This is a genomic window from Halobacteriovorax vibrionivorans (genome assembly GCF_003346865.1).
Taxonomy (GTDB): domain Bacteria; phylum Bdellovibrionota; class Bacteriovoracia; order Bacteriovoracales; family Bacteriovoracaceae; genus Halobacteriovorax_A; species Halobacteriovorax_A vibrionivorans.
The window spans coordinates 710,899-726,776 of the sequence record NZ_QDKL01000001.1 but is presented as its reverse complement, the minus strand read 5'-3'; the positions used below and the strand labels follow the sequence as shown (position 1 = coordinate 726,776).

14 protein-coding genes and 1 other RNA gene are annotated in these 15,878 nt (G+C 35.5%); 10 read left to right on the top strand and 5 right to left on the bottom strand.

Going from position 1 to position 15,878, the window contains the following annotated elements:
- Nucleotides 1-11: 11 nt before the first annotated feature.
- Nucleotides 12-683: a uracil-DNA glycosylase gene (gene ung, locus DAY19_RS03495; RefSeq protein WP_114705793.1), complete on the top strand. Its 672-nt coding sequence runs from the start codon at nucleotides 12-14 to the stop codon at nucleotides 681-683.
- Here the strand turns inward: ung and DAY19_RS15515 are convergent.
- On the bottom strand, nucleotides 618-1,577 hold the full coding sequence (locus DAY19_RS15515) for a ComEC/Rec2 family competence protein (RefSeq protein WP_114705792.1): 960 nt from the start codon (nucleotides 1,575-1,577) through the stop codon (nucleotides 618-620). The genes ung and DAY19_RS15515 overlap by 66 nt on opposite strands.
- 105 nt (nucleotides 1,578-1,682) lie before the next feature.
- Between DAY19_RS15515 and nadC the strand changes: the two genes are divergently transcribed.
- On the top strand, nucleotides 1,683-2,534 hold the full coding sequence (nadC, locus tag DAY19_RS03485) for a carboxylating nicotinate-nucleotide diphosphorylase (RefSeq protein WP_158536769.1): 852 nt from the start codon (nucleotides 1,683-1,685) through the stop codon (nucleotides 2,532-2,534).
- Nucleotides 2,535-2,536: 2 nt separating this feature from the next.
- On the top strand, nucleotides 2,537-4,102 hold the full coding sequence (nadB, locus tag DAY19_RS03480) for an L-aspartate oxidase (protein ID WP_114705790.1): 1,566 nt from the start codon (nucleotides 2,537-2,539) through the stop codon (nucleotides 4,100-4,102).
- Nucleotides 4,103-4,300: 198 nt separating this feature from the next.
- Here nadB and DAY19_RS03475 read toward each other — a convergent pair whose 3' ends face one another.
- A complete protein-coding gene (locus tag DAY19_RS03475) occupies nucleotides 4,301-4,828 on the bottom strand; it encodes a pentapeptide repeat-containing protein (protein WP_114705789.1) in 528 nt (175 codons plus the stop codon).
- 223 nt (nucleotides 4,829-5,051) lie between these two features.
- On the opposite strand from DAY19_RS03475, the gene DAY19_RS03470 reads away from it, so the two are divergent.
- The 4 genes from DAY19_RS03470 to DAY19_RS03455 are packed head-to-tail and all read left to right on the top strand — an operon-like array spanning nucleotide 5,052 to nucleotide 7,931.
- On the top strand, nucleotides 5,052-5,693 hold the full coding sequence (locus DAY19_RS03470; RefSeq protein ID WP_158536768.1) for a helix-turn-helix domain-containing protein: 642 nt from the start codon (nucleotides 5,052-5,054) through the stop codon (nucleotides 5,691-5,693).
- Complete coding sequence (locus tag DAY19_RS03465; protein ID WP_114705787.1) at nucleotides 5,686-6,456, top strand: hypothetical protein; 771 nt, start codon at nucleotides 5,686-5,688, stop codon at nucleotides 6,454-6,456. The genes DAY19_RS03470 and DAY19_RS03465 overlap by 8 nt, the downstream gene beginning before the upstream one ends.
- Nucleotides 6,457-6,477: 21 nt before the next feature.
- Nucleotides 6,478-7,506, top strand: a complete 1,029-nt coding sequence (locus DAY19_RS03460) for an HhH-GPD family protein (RefSeq protein ID WP_114705786.1) — start codon at nucleotides 6,478-6,480, stop codon at nucleotides 7,504-7,506.
- Nucleotides 7,503-7,931, top strand: a complete 429-nt coding sequence (locus DAY19_RS03455) for a hypothetical protein (RefSeq protein WP_114705785.1) — start codon at nucleotides 7,503-7,505, stop codon at nucleotides 7,929-7,931. Before DAY19_RS03460 ends, DAY19_RS03455 begins: the two co-directional genes overlap by 4 nt.
- Here the strand turns inward: DAY19_RS03455 and DAY19_RS15135 are convergent.
- Both DAY19_RS15135 and rnpB read right to left on the bottom strand, forming a co-directional pair.
- The gene (locus DAY19_RS15135; RefSeq protein ID WP_158536767.1) at nucleotides 7,923-9,941 is read right to left on the bottom strand and encodes a S9 family peptidase; all 2,019 of its coding nucleotides are present in this window, start codon (nucleotides 9,939-9,941) and stop codon (nucleotides 7,923-7,925) included. The two genes, DAY19_RS03455 and DAY19_RS15135, sit on opposite strands and share 9 nt — an antisense overlap.
- A 48-nt stretch (nucleotides 9,942-9,989) precedes the next feature.
- Nucleotides 9,990-10,353, bottom strand: an RNA gene (rnpB, locus tag DAY19_RS03440) — RNase P RNA component class A.
- Between the two features lie 129 nt (nucleotides 10,354-10,482).
- Between rnpB and DAY19_RS03435 the strand changes: the two genes are divergently transcribed.
- The gene (locus tag DAY19_RS03435; protein WP_114705784.1) at nucleotides 10,483-11,877 is read left to right on the top strand and encodes a TolC family protein; all 1,395 of its coding nucleotides are present in this window, start codon (nucleotides 10,483-10,485) and stop codon (nucleotides 11,875-11,877) included.
- Here the strand turns inward: DAY19_RS03435 and DAY19_RS03430 are convergent.
- On the bottom strand, nucleotides 11,874-12,587 hold the full coding sequence (locus tag DAY19_RS03430; protein ID WP_114705783.1) for a zinc ribbon domain-containing protein: 714 nt from the start codon (nucleotides 12,585-12,587) through the stop codon (nucleotides 11,874-11,876). The two genes, DAY19_RS03435 and DAY19_RS03430, sit on opposite strands and share 4 nt — an antisense overlap.
- 83 nt (nucleotides 12,588-12,670) lie before the next feature.
- Here DAY19_RS03430 and aroC point away from each other — a divergent pair, with 83 nt between their 5' ends.
- Both aroC and DAY19_RS03420 read left to right on the top strand, forming a co-directional pair.
- The gene (gene aroC / locus DAY19_RS03425) at nucleotides 12,671-13,663 is read left to right on the top strand and encodes a chorismate synthase (protein ID WP_114705782.1); all 993 of its coding nucleotides are present in this window, start codon (nucleotides 12,671-12,673) and stop codon (nucleotides 13,661-13,663) included.
- A 1-nt stretch (nucleotide 13,664) separates the two neighbouring features.
- Nucleotides 13,665-15,851: a 3-dehydroquinate synthase family protein gene (locus DAY19_RS03420; RefSeq protein WP_114705781.1), complete on the top strand. Its 2,187-nt coding sequence runs from the start codon at nucleotides 13,665-13,667 to the stop codon at nucleotides 15,849-15,851.
- The last annotated feature ends 27 nt before the right edge of the window (nucleotides 15,852-15,878 follow it).

Here is a 15,878-nt window from a genome sequence, read left to right as displayed (position 1 = left end):
GGCCAGCTCTTATGATTGAATTCTTAAATGATAAGAGCTGGCTAACTTACCTTAAAGACGAATTCCAAAAAGATTATATGCGTGAACTTTCTGAATTTTTAAATTCAGAAGATGGTGAAATCTTTCCTAAAAGAGAAGAGTTCTTTTCAGCATTAAATTTAACTCCTCTAGAAAAAGTTAAAGTCGTTATTCTTGGTCAGGATCCATATCACGGTGAAGGGCAGGCCCATGGTTTAAGCTTTTCTGTAAATAAAGGTGTGAAAATTCCACCTTCTCTTAGAAATATCTACAAAGAATTAAATGAAGATCTAGGAGTCGAGGTACCTGAACATGGATTTCTTGAAGAATGGGCAAAGGAAGGCGTTCTGCTACTTAATAATTGTTTAAGTGTTAGAAAAGCACAGGCAGGATCTCATCAGAAAAAAGGGTGGGAGAAGTTTACTGCCAAAATTATTGAAGTGATTAATGAGCAATGTGAAAATGTAGTCTTTATTCTTTGGGGCTCTCCTGCACAAAAGAAGGGCAAGAATATTGATGAGTCTAAGCACTTAGTCCTTAAATCTGTTCACCCATCTCCTCTTTCTTCTTATCGCGGCTTCTTTGGCTCAAAACCATTTTCAAAGGCCAATGCCTATCTCATTGAGAATGATTTGAAGCCCGTCTCTTGGGAAATCACTAATTAGTCCAATCGTAATTAAGGCAAATGAATAATTTTTAGATTTTCTTGTGTAAATTATTATACCAATTAAGATTAAAAAGTTTACATGGATAAATCCTATACTATTTGCAATATTAAAACAGAATTCAACGAGTTTTGTATAGATTATTATTAATACCTCTGAATAATTCCATATTTTAATGAAGAAGAGATTTAAAAATAGAATGGGATAAACCAAAGTGAATAGACTCGTTAAAAGAGGAGAGAGAATTACTGATGCGGGATAAATAACACCCGAGAACTTATGGGCGATAAAAAGTTGAGCAACAAAAAAGAGTAAGTACATCTTATATACTCGAAAGTCTTTAATTGAAAAAATTAATGCTAGAAATAATGTACTTAAGTAAAAAGAAAGATGGCCAAAGCGGTATGTTCCGAAAAGAAAATCCGTTATAAGAAAAAAGATGAATATCTGCATTTTCGTATAATTTGTTTTTCTAATATCATTTAAAATAAAGAAACTTCTTAATAAGGCAATCCTTCGAAAAGAGTAATATCCTGGTAGAAAGAAATAAAAGATAAAACACATCACAAGCTCTATGAATTGAGTTGGTCTCTTAAACCTCCTTCTGATTAAAAAGAAAATTAGAAATAAAGAAGAGAGATGAAGTCCGGATGGTGTCATCAAGTGCATAAGATTCAAATGTGACAGTCGCTTTTTTAATTTTTTATCAAGGCCCCATTTCTGACCAGTTATAACTGAGCGATAGAAGTAGAAATTCTTCTTTTCTTTAAACGACTTCTTTATTTTGCTTGGAAGCTTAATTTTGGGCGCGGGGCGGTATTTTCTGTAATTAAATTGATTAGTTAGTGGATTGATAAAGAGAAATGCAGCTAGAAAGATAATATTGAAACGCATTGCAGCTTTATATGGAAGAAATCTCTAAATATCAGCTGAAACTCATCTTTTGAGAGTTTTTTTTCTAAAATGAAAATGGTAGAAATTATTTCTACGGAGTTAATTATGACAAATCTACTTATAAACAAAGCATTGCAAGAATCTATCGCGGACTATTTCAAAGAAGATGATTTATCACGTAATCTTAATTATATTCAATCGCTTCCAAGTGATGAAGTACAGTGTCGCTTAAAAATCAAGGATGACATGATTCTATGTGGCCTTCCTTACTTTGTAGAGTCATTCAATTATCTTGGAGCTAATTTAAAATATGAAGATTTTAAAAAATATGAAGGACGTCAGTATCAAAAAGATGAGATGGCCGAAATTCATTTCACTCTTCCATTTTCTATCGCTCTAACAGGGGAGAGGATTGCCTTAAACTTAATTCAGAGGGCCTCATCAATAGCAACATATACGAATAAATTTGCTGTCATGGCAAAAGGTAGTGGCGTAAAGATTCTTGATACAAGAAAAACTCTTCCAGGTTATCGCGCTCTTGAGAAATATGCTGTTGTAACTGGTGGTGGTAATAATCATCGATTTGGTCAAAGTGATATGTGGATGGTTAAAGATAATCATAAGTCTTTCTTTGGTGGTGTAAAAGAGGCCATCGACTTTTTTAAGTCAAAGAATTCTTTCTATACTCCTATCGAAGTTGAGATTCATGATCTTTCTGAACTTAAGTTAGCGCTTAATGAAGGCGTAAAACATATTATGCTTGATAACTTCTCTCCAGATGAAATTAGAGAGGCAGTAAAAGAAAAACCTTCGGATGTTACTTTTGAAGTATCTGGTGGAGTGAGATTAAATACTCTTGAAAATTATCTAATTGAAGGAGTGGATGCAATAAGCATTGGTGCACTTACTTACGATGCTCCTGCAGTTGATCTCTCTCTTAAATATAGTAGGGGCTAAATTTGGACAATTACGATTTTGATGTACTTATTCTAGGTTGTGGAATTGCTGGCCTTGCAACAGCTGCAAAGCTTGCAGGAGAGCATTTAAAAGTCGGTATTGTTACTCGTGCCAGAGACCCACAGGTATCAAATACATTTTGGGCCCAAGGTGGAATAATCTATCCAAAAGGTGATGATCAAGCTTTATTTGATGATATTCAAATAGCTTCTTCAAATACATCAAATCCACTTGCCATCGCAACCCTTCAAGAACATGGAAAGAATGCAATTGATGAGCTGCTATTAGAAATGGCCAAGGTTAACTTTGAAAAAGATTGTGAGAATAATCTAAAATACACAAAAGAAGCCGCCCATTCTATTGAAAGAATACTCTACCGTGGAGATTATACTGGAAAAGAAATTCAAATAAGTCTTCTAAACCTTTTAAAAGATAATGAGCGTTATCCAACGGTCAGATTTTTGGAAGCTCATACTGCAATTGATCTTATTACAGCATCCCATCATGGAATTACCATCTCTCAACGATATGAAGAAAGAAAAATCTTAGGTGCTTACCTTTTAAATCAAGAAAAAGGTAACGTAGTAAAGGCCATGGCAAAGAAGACTGTATTAGCAACAGGTGGAGTTGGGGCTTTATATTTACATCACTCTAACTCTGGAGCTAGTCGAGGTGATGGTATCGCAATGGCAAAGAGAGCTGGAGCCGATATTATTGATATGGAATTTATTCAATTTCATCCCACAACTTTTTATGACTCTTCTTCTCATGGACGTTTCTTAGTATCTGAAGCAGTAAGAGGGGAAGGTGGAATTCTGGTTAATTGTAATGGCGAAAGATTCATGGGGAAGTATCATCCTGAAATGGAGCTAGCACCACGTGATGTTGTGGCCCGCTCTATCATGGAAGAGACAATTGAGACACGCCATGAATGTGTTTACCTGGATATCTCACACAAAGAAGATACTTGGATTAAAGAGCGTTTTCCAACGATTTATAAGCACTGTCTTGAACACGGTGTTGATATGACAAATGAGCCAATTCCTGTTGTTCCTGCCGCTCACTATACATGTGGTGGAGTAAAGATCGATATGAAGGGACAAACTTCAATTAAAAACTTATATGCAGTTGGAGAAGTTTCTTGCTCAGGTCTACATGGTGCAAACCGACTAGCATCAACATCTCTTTTAGAAGGCCTAACATGGGGATACCTTGCGGCCATGGATATTAAAGAGACTGTTAAAAATGAAGATTTATATTCTCATTTACAAATAAAAGATTGGCGTGAAGAATATGCTTCAATTGATAAGGCCCTTGTCCAGCAAGATTGGATGACTCTGAAGCTTACCATGTGGAATTATGTTGGACTTTCAAGAACAACGAATCGTCTTAAAAGAGCGGTTGCAATGTTTAATGAAATTAACGATGAAGTTTCACGCTTTTATCGTAGTTGTAAATTAGATGATAGTCTTATCGGTTTAAGAAATGCTATTGAGGTATCGACGATGATCGTAAAGTCTTCGATGCGTAATAAAGAATCAATTGGTTGCTTTTACAGAAAGCTCTAAATAAAAAAAGAAGGCCAACACCTATGAGAGAGAGTTGGCCGAAGAGCAATTATTAGTTGCGAGATTACCTACGCTAAAACATCCTCTGTTTTATACTCGGTTGTGATATGTCGTCTCAATTTAGATTTGCGGCTGGCCGTATTTTCCTTGAGACTTTAGATATAAACACCATTGCCAGCTAAATATTTAAGTTAAAACTTATGCTGCTGATTTAATGAAGTTAATGAGATTTGTCCCCCATTGCTTCGGTGAAGATGTTAATGCTTGTTCAAAGCTTAAAACTGCTTCAACTTCTTCTTTTATTTCTTCGATATCCTGTGTTTCTTCAAAAATATCGTATTGATTTCGATCTCCATCTTTAATGACCTTAAAAGTTACAAGATCAAATTCACATTCCTCAATACTTGAGCCCTTTAAAGTGGAATACTTCCATGTATTCCCAATAAGTCTGCTGCTTTCAAAATTGCAATCTTCAATATGTGAAAATTCGAAGGTGCAATTTTCAAATACACAGTTGATAAATTTGCACTGTTTTATTTTTGAACCAAAAAAAGTGCAAGACTTGAAGTGAACAGCGACAAAAGTAGTTTGAGAGAAGAGAGAACCAGATACGGTTAAGTTACTTAAATCACTTGATTTTACTACCTCATTTTCAATCACTTCAAATTGTCCATTTGTGAAGTCTGATAGTTTCTCTGGCATAATGAAGTTTGTTAATGTGGCCATGTGATCCCCCCAAGCCTTGCTTAATTAGTGGATTTGTTCATCCACAATGCAATAATAGCGGTAATTGACTAATTGCGTCAAGCAATAAAATTGCATCAAGAAATAAAAATTAAATCCGATAATGATATTAAGGACTTTTGAGGTGATTTTTTTTAGGACCTCAATTGCACGTAATCGAAATATCAGGCACTTGCATGGTGTTTCAAATTGCAAGGAGAATTTCATGTCGGAATTTAACAAAGACAAACTAGATGATTACCTAGGGATTATTAGGAAATACATGCAGGTTCGTGGCCCAATGACTCAAAAAGAGTTGGCCGAAGCAACTGGGCTTGGTGTTTCAACGATTTCACGCTTTCTATCAATGAAGACAACGGAGATAAACCCTCAAGTAGTAGCAAAAATAACTGCGGAGCTTGAGATTCCACTTCATGAAATGATTGATTTTGTCGAAGAGCATTTTACAGATCACTTCATTAGACTTGTTAAGTTCTATAAGGGTGATGAAAAGAAAGAGCAACCAGCAGCACAAGCTCAATCAGCACCGGAACAACCAAGGGGAGAAGAAGTACCTACTGGAAGTTTTGAAGATGCTCTTGTTGATACATTAAAAACTGGTTCAACTGGTAATGCTCAAATGAATGCCAATGCTAGAGTAAAAGTTGGTGGTAAAACGAGAACGATGCCATTTATGGCCGATACAAGTAATGAAGATATGCTAAAGCAAAGAATGGCAGAGCTAACGCCAAGACAAAAAGCTTATGTTGCAGATTTTTTAAGCTTAGATATTGATGCTCGTGATTTAATTGTTGATTTAGGAAATGATTTATTTCGTTATTTCAGACAAAGGGGAATGATTGCTTAAGAGATTAACTCTCGCATTCTTACTTACCCAGTCAGTGCTCTCCTTGCCTGATACGGTAGAATTCGTCTTCATCTCTCCTGCGGCATCTAATAAGACGACGTTATTAGATTCAAAAATAATCAATTATAGAAAAGTAGCTCAAAACGAAAAAGAAAATTGCGTTCCAATGGGTGAAGGATGTTTTGATCCTCAGAAAGGCTATATCCAAAATGATAAAGCTGTCGATTATGTTGATCAAGAATATGGAAAAGTTAATAAAAAGGTTGAAGTTGAAAATACAATTGAATCAAATATGATTCGCTGTACTGGTGCCTACTTTGATATCTTTTGTGGAAAGGCAAAAAAAGTAGAAGAGAAACCAAAGTCAAAATATGAAATATGGATTGATACAAGTGCTTCTTTAAGACGTGCTGATTGGTCTAAGTCCGGGGATACTTGTTATCGTCGAAGCTTCGTCTCAAGACTATCTCATTCTTGTCCATTAACGATTAAGGCCTTTGATTCATCCCTTAAAGAAATTGCTAATGATCTCTACCTTTGCCAAACTAAAGGTGGAAATAATACAAAGAAAATTATTCGCTGGGTAAAGAATTCAAATGCGAAACATCTCTTTGTATTAACAGACATCGATGAAGCAAATGGGGAACTTACTGATTTTTTAAGTAATATCGGAGCAAAGGTACATGGCGTTGGAACCAAGCCATTTTATCCAGAAGATCTATTTAAATTAGCAGATAATTTAAAAGCAACTTGTCAAAAATAGTAGAAATCGCTACAAATAATCATGTTTAAAAAATTACTCGAATGGTCAAAAGACGCTTATATAGACCTTCCATGGCGAAGAGATAGAACTGTCTATAAGACATTAGTCTCTGAAATTATGTTGCAACAAACAACTGTTGGAACTGTTCAAAATCATTTTGAAAGATTCTTGAAAATATATCCCGATGTCCATGCACTTTCTAAAACTTCAGAAGAAGAGATATGTGTAGCTTGGAAAGGTTTAGGTTACTATCGACGTGCGCGCAACTTAAGAAAAGCTGCCATTGATATAGTTGAAAATTACGACGGGAAAATTCCAGGTAATTATGAGGATCTAATTACGATTACTGGGGTTGGTGAGTATACGGCCAATGCAATATTAAGTATCGGACAAAATAAGAACGCACTTGCAATAGATGCAAATATCGAAAGAGTCGTTAGTCGAATTTACGGTATACAAGGAAAGAAAGGACCAAAACTTCAAAAGCTTTTAAAAAAGAAGTTTGAAGAAGGTGAGTTTAGAGAGATCAATAAATGTGGTGGCCGTGAGATTAATGAAGCGTTGATGGATCTTGGTAGAATTTACTGCCAGGCCAGAAGTGCTAACTGTCTTGGTTGTCCTGTTAAGAAAAAATGTATTGCAGGAAATGCAAAAGATCCACTTGAGTATCCAGAAATTCCTGTTAAGAAAATTGCTAAGACTTATGAACTTGAGCTTCTAAGAATTATTGTAAATGAAAATAATTCGATCTTAGGATATAAGAAGTCTGATGACGAGTGGCTTGCTGGACAAGTTGAGTGTCCAACTTTTATCTTAAAAAGTGAAGATAAGAACTTAATGCAATATCCTCATTTAGATAAAAAACTATCTTATAAGAAATTGAAAAAATATAAAACCGCCATCACTAAGTATAAGATTACAAATTATATTCTAGAGTTATCAACACAAGAATTTAAAGATCGTTTTAGTGGTAAGTTTAGAAAGTATAAGCTTACGGATAAATTAAATATTTCAACGGCCACAACAAAGGCCCTCGCTAAGTTATCATGAAAGTTAATTGCTTTAGTGTTATTCAAGAAGAGTTGGCAGATAAGGGAATTAATCTTCCATTTAATCGTGTTTTTGAACTTTTTGATGCAATTGAATCATCTAAGAAAATTAAGCAGAAGTTTAGTGAGCTTTGTATCGGAGATATCGTTCTTTGGCGAAAAAATATTATACCGATTAGTGGTGATAGTGGTCATATCGCAATCATACGTGAAATAAAAGAAGATGGTTGGATTAGAGTCTTTGATTATTCAAAACAGCCTCATTCAAATGAAGATTGCCTTCGTCCAGGATCAGGAGAAGGTGATATGAAATTAATTTTAGATGGTGATGAAATTAATGGTTTTATTTGGTCAAAAGAGATAAAAAAGACAAAGATGACAAAGGTCTTAGGGATCTCTCCCCAAGACCTCGTAGAATTATTCTAATTCATTTATTAAAAAAGTATAAATATCGGCGACTTCTTTAAAGGCTTCAAATCGACCTGATGCACCTGCATGACCTGCTTCCATATTTGTCCAAAGAAGTTTTACTCTTGAGTCTGTAGCAAGGTCTCTAAGCTTATAAGTCCACTTCATAGGTTCCCAATAAGTAACACGAGGATCATTAAGCCCACCTATTGCAAGAACTGCAGGATACTCTCTCTTTTCAAGATTCGTATAAGGGCAATATGATTTCATATAGTCGAAATATTCTTTATCATTTGGGTTTCCCCATTCCTCGTATTCAAGTTTTGTTAAAGGTAGTGTGTCATCAAGCATTGTATTTAAAACATCAACAAATGGTACATCCGCAACAGCAGCTCCGATGAGGTTTTCTTTATCAAGATTTATTGTTGCTCCTACAAGCATTCCACCTGCACTACCACCCATGATTCCAAGTTTACCTTTAACAGTATAGCCTTCATTAATGAGAAATTTCCCACAGGCATAGAAGTCTTCAAAAGTATTTTTCTTATAAAGAAATTTACCGTTTTCATACCAGTGACGACCTAGGGTTGAACTTCCTCTGATATGTCCTATTGCATAGACAAATCCACGATCAAGAAGTGAGATAATATTGCGATTAAACCATGGATGTATCGACATGGAATAAGAGCCGTATCCATAGAGTAGGCATTTGTTAGGATCACCCTTCTTAGTTGTCTTCGCTTTAATAATAGTCATTGGAACCATGGCCCCATCATGAGAAGGAGCAAAAGTTCTTTCAACTTCGTATTTAGATTGATCGAAACCAGGGACTTCTTTTTGATGAATCTTCTTTGATTCACCACTTTCTATATCGTAGTCAAATGTTGTAGTAGGTGTTGTTAATGAGCTGTATTCATAGCGAAATACCTTAGTCTCATAGTTTGCATTATCGCCACCTCCTACAAAGTAGGCATCTTCGGGAAAACTCGCCTCAATTCGCTTTTCATCTTTTAATATAGCAAAGCGATTAAGTCCCTTTGTGCGATAATGAAGGACCATAAAATCTTTAAATGTATTAAAGTTTGTTAGATAGTTTTCTTTAGTTCCTTCGATAATTACTTTTGCGTCTTTATATGAAGGAGTCATTATTGGAGTTCTAAGAAGTGAAAAGTTTTCATGAAACTTATTTGTAAGGACAATGAAGTCGTCTCCATCACTTTCAACGCTATATTCAATCTTGTCTTCTTTAGGAAAGATTTCAATTGGATTTAGATCACTTGCATCAGCTTTCATATAAAGAACACTGTTATTTGAAGATCCTGATACATTGATTAGGATATATTGGTGATCCATTGTTTCTTCAAGGCTTAGGAAGTATTCACCAGAATCTTCAGTGTAGACTACTTTATCAAATGAGTTTTCCATATCTGTGACATGGATTTTATAAGGTCTAAGATTTTCATCCATTTCAATATAAGCATAAGTCTTTGAGTCATTAAACCAGCATGGTGAATAACTAATCTTCTTTGGTCCTTCTTGAACGATCTTGTTTGTGGATAAATCAAGAATATATAAGTCATATAGTTCGTCACCATTATAATCAACAGTGTAAATTAAATATCGGTGGCAAGGTGAGATATCAAAGGCTCCTACGTCTAAGAAGTCATGTCCTTTTGCCAATTCATTTTCATCTAAACATACTTGGACTTCACCAGACTTTAAGTGACGACGCAAGTGAATAGGGTAGTCTTTACCTTCTTCATAGCGTTCATAGTATTCATAATCATCGTGAGGATAAGGACAAGTTTCATAAGTTTGAAGCTCACGTGACTTTAATTCTTCAAAGATTGTTTCTTTCAAATTACCTTTATTTTTTAGATATGTTTTAAAAAGGTCATTTTCTGCATTGAGAAGCTTCATGACATCATCGTCACTTTCGCGATTTCTCATCCAAAAATAATCATCAGTTAGAATTTGATCGTGGATCTTTGTCTCATGCGAGACTTTCTTTGGTTTAGGATATTCCATTATTCCCCCTGAAATGAAAAATGTGTCGCCGAAACGACACATTTGTAAAAATAGAGTTAAGGTATAAGCCGGGTCCTGTATTGGACTATCATTCGTCTAGGCCAGTAGTTACCCACTGGCTCGAGCGCTTAACCCGTCAACAAGGGCCGGCTACCCCATAAGTTGACCTATTCAAGCTTGCACCGCCTAGAGTTTACCTATTTTCACTACAGCAGGTGAGATAAATCTCGTCACTGATTGGCCGGCCGAAGCTACCCCAATCGAGTTCAAACCCCTGTACTTCTTCTCTGTTGCACTTGTCCTAGTCTCGCGACCGACGGGCGTTACCCGCTAAGCTGCCGTATGGTGCCCGGACTTTCCTCCCGTCTATTATACCGAAATATAATAAACCAGCGATAGTCTCCTTAACTCTGTTGGATTTATGCCCTATGTCACGCTGAATGTCAAAGACTTACACGGTATCTAGTCATGGGTTGAATAAATTGGTAAAACTTTTTTTAACTTCATTCGTAATAAAGATAAGTAATAACGTGGGGACCACATGAAATATATTTTATTGGCGATTCTATCATTAAACGCCAGTGCTAATCTTAAAAGTTATGTAAGAGAATATCTAAAAAATTCTACTGAGATCAAACAAGCTGGATATAATTTTGAGTTAGCAAAACTTAATTTTGAACTTCAAAGTGATGATAAAAGACCATGGACCCTCAGTTTGTTGAATGAATTTAATAACGTAGGACTTATTTCGAATCCTAATAACCCAAATTTAATTAATACATATAAGGCCTATACTTCGGCAGCTGAATTATCGAAAGAAAATATCTATGGTGGAAAGTTTGCGATCACTGGATCTTATATCGACTTTAATGGTGGCACTGAATATGAAGGTTATAATCAAGAAGTAAGTTATACACAAGATCTTGGTAAGAACTTCTTAGGCCGCAATGACAAAATGGATAAAGAAATTGCTGCACAAGAAGTATATTCAACAAAATACGAATTTGATGCGCAAAGATCTCAAAATGTATTAGAGCTTATTGAAAGCTATTTCGATTATAAAAAAACAAAGACATTATTGAATTTAAAAGATGAAGCAAAGAAGAGGGCCGTTCGTAGACTTAACTTTGTTCAAAAACAGGTAAGAGATGGACTACGTGAGAGAGTTGATCTCTATTCTGCACAAGCACAGGTAAACTCTGTAAGTGAAGAATATGCTGAATTGGAATCACAATTAGAAACTTTTAAAAAGTCATTAGAAAGTAAACTCGAAAGAGGACATCGCTTTAGTGATATTAGCTTATATCGTATTGAGAAAATTAAGTTAGATCCAATTGAAGAAGGTAATATTGACTCGAACCTTACAATACAAGCTTTGAACAAAAAACTTGAGTCTCTAAATAAGACGGTAGAAAAGTTTGATAATTCAGTTTTTCCAACGATTGAATTAATGGGTGCCTATAAGACAAATGCCTATTCAACTGTCACAGCAAACAACGGAAATGTTTTTAGTGACGGAACTTTTGGTTCTGATAATGATGCTACAGAAGTTGGACTAACGGTAGTTATACCACTTGGCTTTAGTGCTGATGAGAACTCTCTAAAACAAGCAAAAATTAATCGTATGAATACAGAGTATCAGCAGAGACTAGCTAGAGTTAGAACTAAGAATCAACTTGAGGCCCTGACAAATACAATGCGATTAATTGATAAAACAATCGACTTAGTTTTAAAAAGGCATAAGTTAGCAACACTATCTGTTAAAGAATATAATAAATTATATTCAAGAGGACGAGCTGACTTTGATAACGTGATAAGTGCAGAAGAGCGCCTTATAAATACTGAAAATAAATACGTAGAATATATTAGTAGAAGAGAAAAATTATATTTCAACTTACTTGATATCTACGGAAAGCTTGAACAATATTTTTATTAAATATCTCTTAGGGGTGCAGGAAGGAGTAACCTTTGGCATCCCTTGCAAAGAATCAGATCAATTCCTTTATTAAAAGTAGCAACCTCTCCTACTGCATATGTAAATTTACAGCTGCCACAACTTTGTCCAATAAGAAATGTACAAGCATCATGGGCCCGTTTTGCTGCGGCCATCTTATATAATTTCACAGCTTCTGGAGGTATTTCACTTAAAAGTCCTTCAATTTGATTTTCCAAACTTAAAACTTTACTTTCATTGGCCTTATTGCCTTGATCGACCTCTGCTTGAATCTCATCAATTGTATTTGTGATACCGGTAATAAACTCAATGGCCTCTTTTTGAAGAGCTTCTTTTTCTTCGATCATTTCTAGAAGCTCTAATGTTTTATCTTGCAAGCCTTCAAACTCATCTTCTTGCTTTTTTATGCTTACGCTTAATGCTTCTTCTTGTTGTTGACTAGTGACAGCATTGAGATTTGCTCTACTTTGTTCTAGTTTTTTTTCTATTTCGAAAATCGACTTTTCATTGGCCGTAACCTGCTCTTTTGCTTGCTTGGTATCATTACGTAGTTGAGCAATTTCCTCTTCTTTCTTGTCTTTTTGCTTAATGAGAAATTCAATACGCTTTAACTCTTCATTATTAGCTTGCTTTAAGCCTAATATGACTTTATCTAGGCTCATGACATCTTTTAAGTATTTTAAGTTTTCCATTCATAATTAATAACATATTTACCTAGCAGCTGCGATTGGAATATTTATATATTTAAGGTGATAATAAGGGGATAGGAGTTATAATGCGCGGAAGTATATTTGGTAAAATGTTTTCAATGACTACCTTTGGTGAATCCCATGGCCCAGCACTTGGTGTTGTTCTTGATGGAGTACCAAGTGGTCTTGATTTTAATCTAGAAGATTTACAGGCAATGCTTGATAAGAGAGCACCTGGTCGCTCAAAGGGAGTGACTGCCCGTAAAGAAGCAGATAAAGCAGAGATTCTCTCAGGTGTTTTTGAAAATAAGACTTTGGGAACACCAATCGCTGTTATCATTCGAAATACTAATCAACGAAGTAAGGATTACGATAAATTAAAAGATAATTATAGGCCTGGTCATGCTGATCGAACTTATGATTTAAAGTATGGAATTAGAGATCATCGTGGTGGTGGAAGAAGTAGTGGACGAGAAACAGTTGCACGTGTTGTTGCTGGTTATTTTGCAAGTTTGGTTCTTCCTAAGGTGAAAGTTAATACTTTTATTTCTAAGCTTGGGCCGTTTGAATGTGAAAATATAATTAAGTCTTTTCCACAAGATTTAGGAACTTATAATTTTGGAGATCCTAGTAAAGATCAAGAGATTGAAAAGTACTTGATTGATTTAAAGGCCAAGGGCGATTCTGTTGGTGGTCGAATTTCCGTTAATATTGAAAATTGTCCAGTCGGTCTTGGGGAGCCTGCTTTTGATAAGCTGAAAGCAGATCTTGCAAAAGCTGTTTTATCAATTGGAGCTTGTGTCGCATTCTCATTTGGTGCAGGTGTGAAAATGGCCGATATGAGTGGACAAGAAGTAAGCGTTGATAGTGCAAATTTTGGGGGAATTGAAGGTGGAATAAGTAATGGTGAGATGATTAACTTAGATTTAACATTTAAGCCCACTTCAACAGTTGGCGCAAATGCAAAAGAAGGACGTCATGACCCATGCATTCTTCCGCGTGCAGTTGTTGTCGTGGAATCAATGGTAAGAGTCGTTTTAGCAGATCATTTTTTAAGACAAAAGGCATACGAGGTTTAAATTGTCTGAAATTAAGCATTTTAGTGATATTCAAAAGATTAATACTATAATTAATGAGATCGATTCAGATCGGATACTAATTATCATTGATTCTAATGTTAATGATCTCTACTTAGATCTAATAGATCCTAAGAATGGAGTAGATATCTATATAGCTCCTGGCGGAGAAGATTGTAAGAAGTTAAGTGAAGTCGAAAAAGCATGTGAATTCTTTTTAGAAAGAGGCATTCATCGTAAGGCCCACCTGGTTGCTATTGGTGGAGGCGCGTGTTCTGATTTTGCTGGTCTTGTTGCATCCATGCTCCTACGAGGAATTAGCTGGAGTGTTATTCCAACAACTCTACTTTCAATGATTGATGCAAGTATCGGTGGAAAAGTTGCAGTGAATTCGGCCTTTGGTAAGAATTTAATCGGAGCTTTTCACTTACCAGATAATATTTATATATGTTCTGAGTTTCTCCAAAGTTTACCAGAAGATCATTTCATCTCTGGCCTTGGGGAATTAGCAAAGTACTTCTTCTTAGATGAAGAGGTATTTAACCTTATCAATAATGAAGCATCATTTGATGAAATTACAATTCGCTGTGCTCGTTATAAGCAAGAGATAGTTGATCAAGACTTTAAAGAAGGTGGAATTCGAAAGATCTTAAACCTAGGACATACACTAGGACACGCTATTGAAAAAGTTTACGAACTACCGCATGGAGTTGCTGTATTTTGGGGGCTTAAACTTATATTTAACATCTTTCAAAGAGATGAAGAGAGTGAGTTCCTAAATCAATTTGCTCATGTCTTTGGTCTAAATGCTCTTATGTGTCCGTGGCAAGATAATTTACCTATCGATGAGCTTATGGAATATGTTGCAAAAGATAAAAAAGTCGTTGCTAATAATACAATTGAAGTGATTTTACCTTCAGGGATAGGCAAGCCTATCATTCAAGAAGTGTCTCTGGATGAAATAAGAAAGCGACTAATGGAGTATGCCCACGGTAAAGGAGCAACGAAGGATTTCATTAAGAAGATCCGCGTTCCTTCATCTAAGTCTTTTGCTAATCGTGCGCTTGTTTTAGCTGCTATATATCCACAAGACATTGAATTATTAGATCTTCCAGAATCTACAGATGTTATTCATATGCTTAATTGTCTTGGGCATATTGGTTTACAGATCAATAAAGAGGGAAGAAGTGTCACAATAAAGGACTCCTTTCCTGCTTGTGAAATTGAGACTGATGAAGTTATTAACCTTGTCTCAGGAGATGGTGGAACAACAAATCGTTTTTTAATCCCATTACTTTCGCTTGGAAATAATAAGTATAATTTGATACCAAGTGAAAAAATGTTTGATCGTCCAATGGATGAACTAGAAAAGGCACTAGATGAGTTAGATGTCGAAGTTTTAAGAGATGAAGAAAATTGGTTTCAAGTTCAAGGGCCAATTAATATATCAAAAGGTGTTTATGAAGTTGATTGCTCAAGATCAACTCAGTTTGCAACGGGACTGGCAATGGCCTTATCTCCCAACGATATCGATGTGGAGCCAGTTAATATGTCCACAAGTCGTCCATATTGGGAGATGACACTAAATCTAATCGAAAGATTTAAAAGTGGAGAACAAGTCTTTGAAGTTCCTGTCGATTTTAGCTCTCTTGGTTATCCACTAGCATATGCATGTATGTCTGGACCTGTGCTTGTTGAGAATTGTAAGGGAATCGATCGATTCCAAGCAGATAGTCAATTTATAAGTTTATTAGAAGAGCTAGGTGGAGACTTCGATTTTACAAAAGACGGGCTTCTATTTAATGGTGTAGAAAATTTAAATGGCTTTGAGATTGATTGTCGAGACTGTCCCGACCTTATTCCGACGCTTTGTTTTCTCGCATCTTATGCAGATGGTGTCTCAATTATTAGAAGTGTTGAAGTTTTAGTTCATAAAGAATCAGATCGTTTAAATGCAGTTATGGATTTAATGGAGCTATACGATATCAAACATCATTATGATGAAGAAAATGATCTTCTTGAAATAGAAGGCAGAAAAGCTGATGGACGTGTCGTCGATTTAACACCTCCTCGTGATCATCGTATGGTTATGGTCTCTTACCTCTATCAGATTGTTAATGGTGGAGGAAAATTAGAAAATACGGAATGTGTTGAAAAATCATTTCCAAATTTCTTTGAGGTTATCAATTAGTGAAAAAAGCAGAATTGATTTTTACGA

Coding starts and splice junctions, on each gene's coding strand:
- DAY19_RS03470 (WP_158536768.1), top strand. CDS start 5,052: ATGTCGGAATTTAACAAAGACAAACTAGATGATTACCTAGGGATTATT.
- DAY19_RS15135 (WP_158536767.1), bottom strand. CDS start 9,941: ATGGAATATCCTAAACCAAAGAAAGTCTCGCATGAGACAAAGATCCAC.
- DAY19_RS15515 (WP_114705792.1), bottom strand. CDS start 1,577: ATGCGTTTCAATATTATCTTTCTAGCTGCATTTCTCTTTATCAATCCA.
- DAY19_RS03430 (WP_114705783.1), bottom strand. CDS start 12,587: ATGGAAAACTTAAAATACTTAAAAGATGTCATGAGCCTAGATAAAGTC.
- ung (WP_114705793.1), top strand. CDS start 12: ATGATTGAATTCTTAAATGATAAGAGCTGGCTAACTTACCTTAAAGAC.
- DAY19_RS03460 (WP_114705786.1), top strand. CDS start 6,478: ATGTTTAAAAAATTACTCGAATGGTCAAAAGACGCTTATATAGACCTT.
- DAY19_RS03455 (WP_114705785.1), top strand. CDS start 7,503: ATGAAAGTTAATTGCTTTAGTGTTATTCAAGAAGAGTTGGCAGATAAG.
- DAY19_RS03475 (WP_114705789.1), bottom strand. CDS start 4,828: ATGGCCACATTAACAAACTTCATTATGCCAGAGAAACTATCAGACTTC.
- DAY19_RS03435 (WP_114705784.1), top strand. CDS start 10,483: ATGAAATATATTTTATTGGCGATTCTATCATTAAACGCCAGTGCTAAT.
- aroC (WP_114705782.1), top strand. CDS start 12,671: ATGCGCGGAAGTATATTTGGTAAAATGTTTTCAATGACTACCTTTGGT.
- nadC (WP_158536769.1), top strand. CDS start 1,683: ATGACAAATCTACTTATAAACAAAGCATTGCAAGAATCTATCGCGGAC.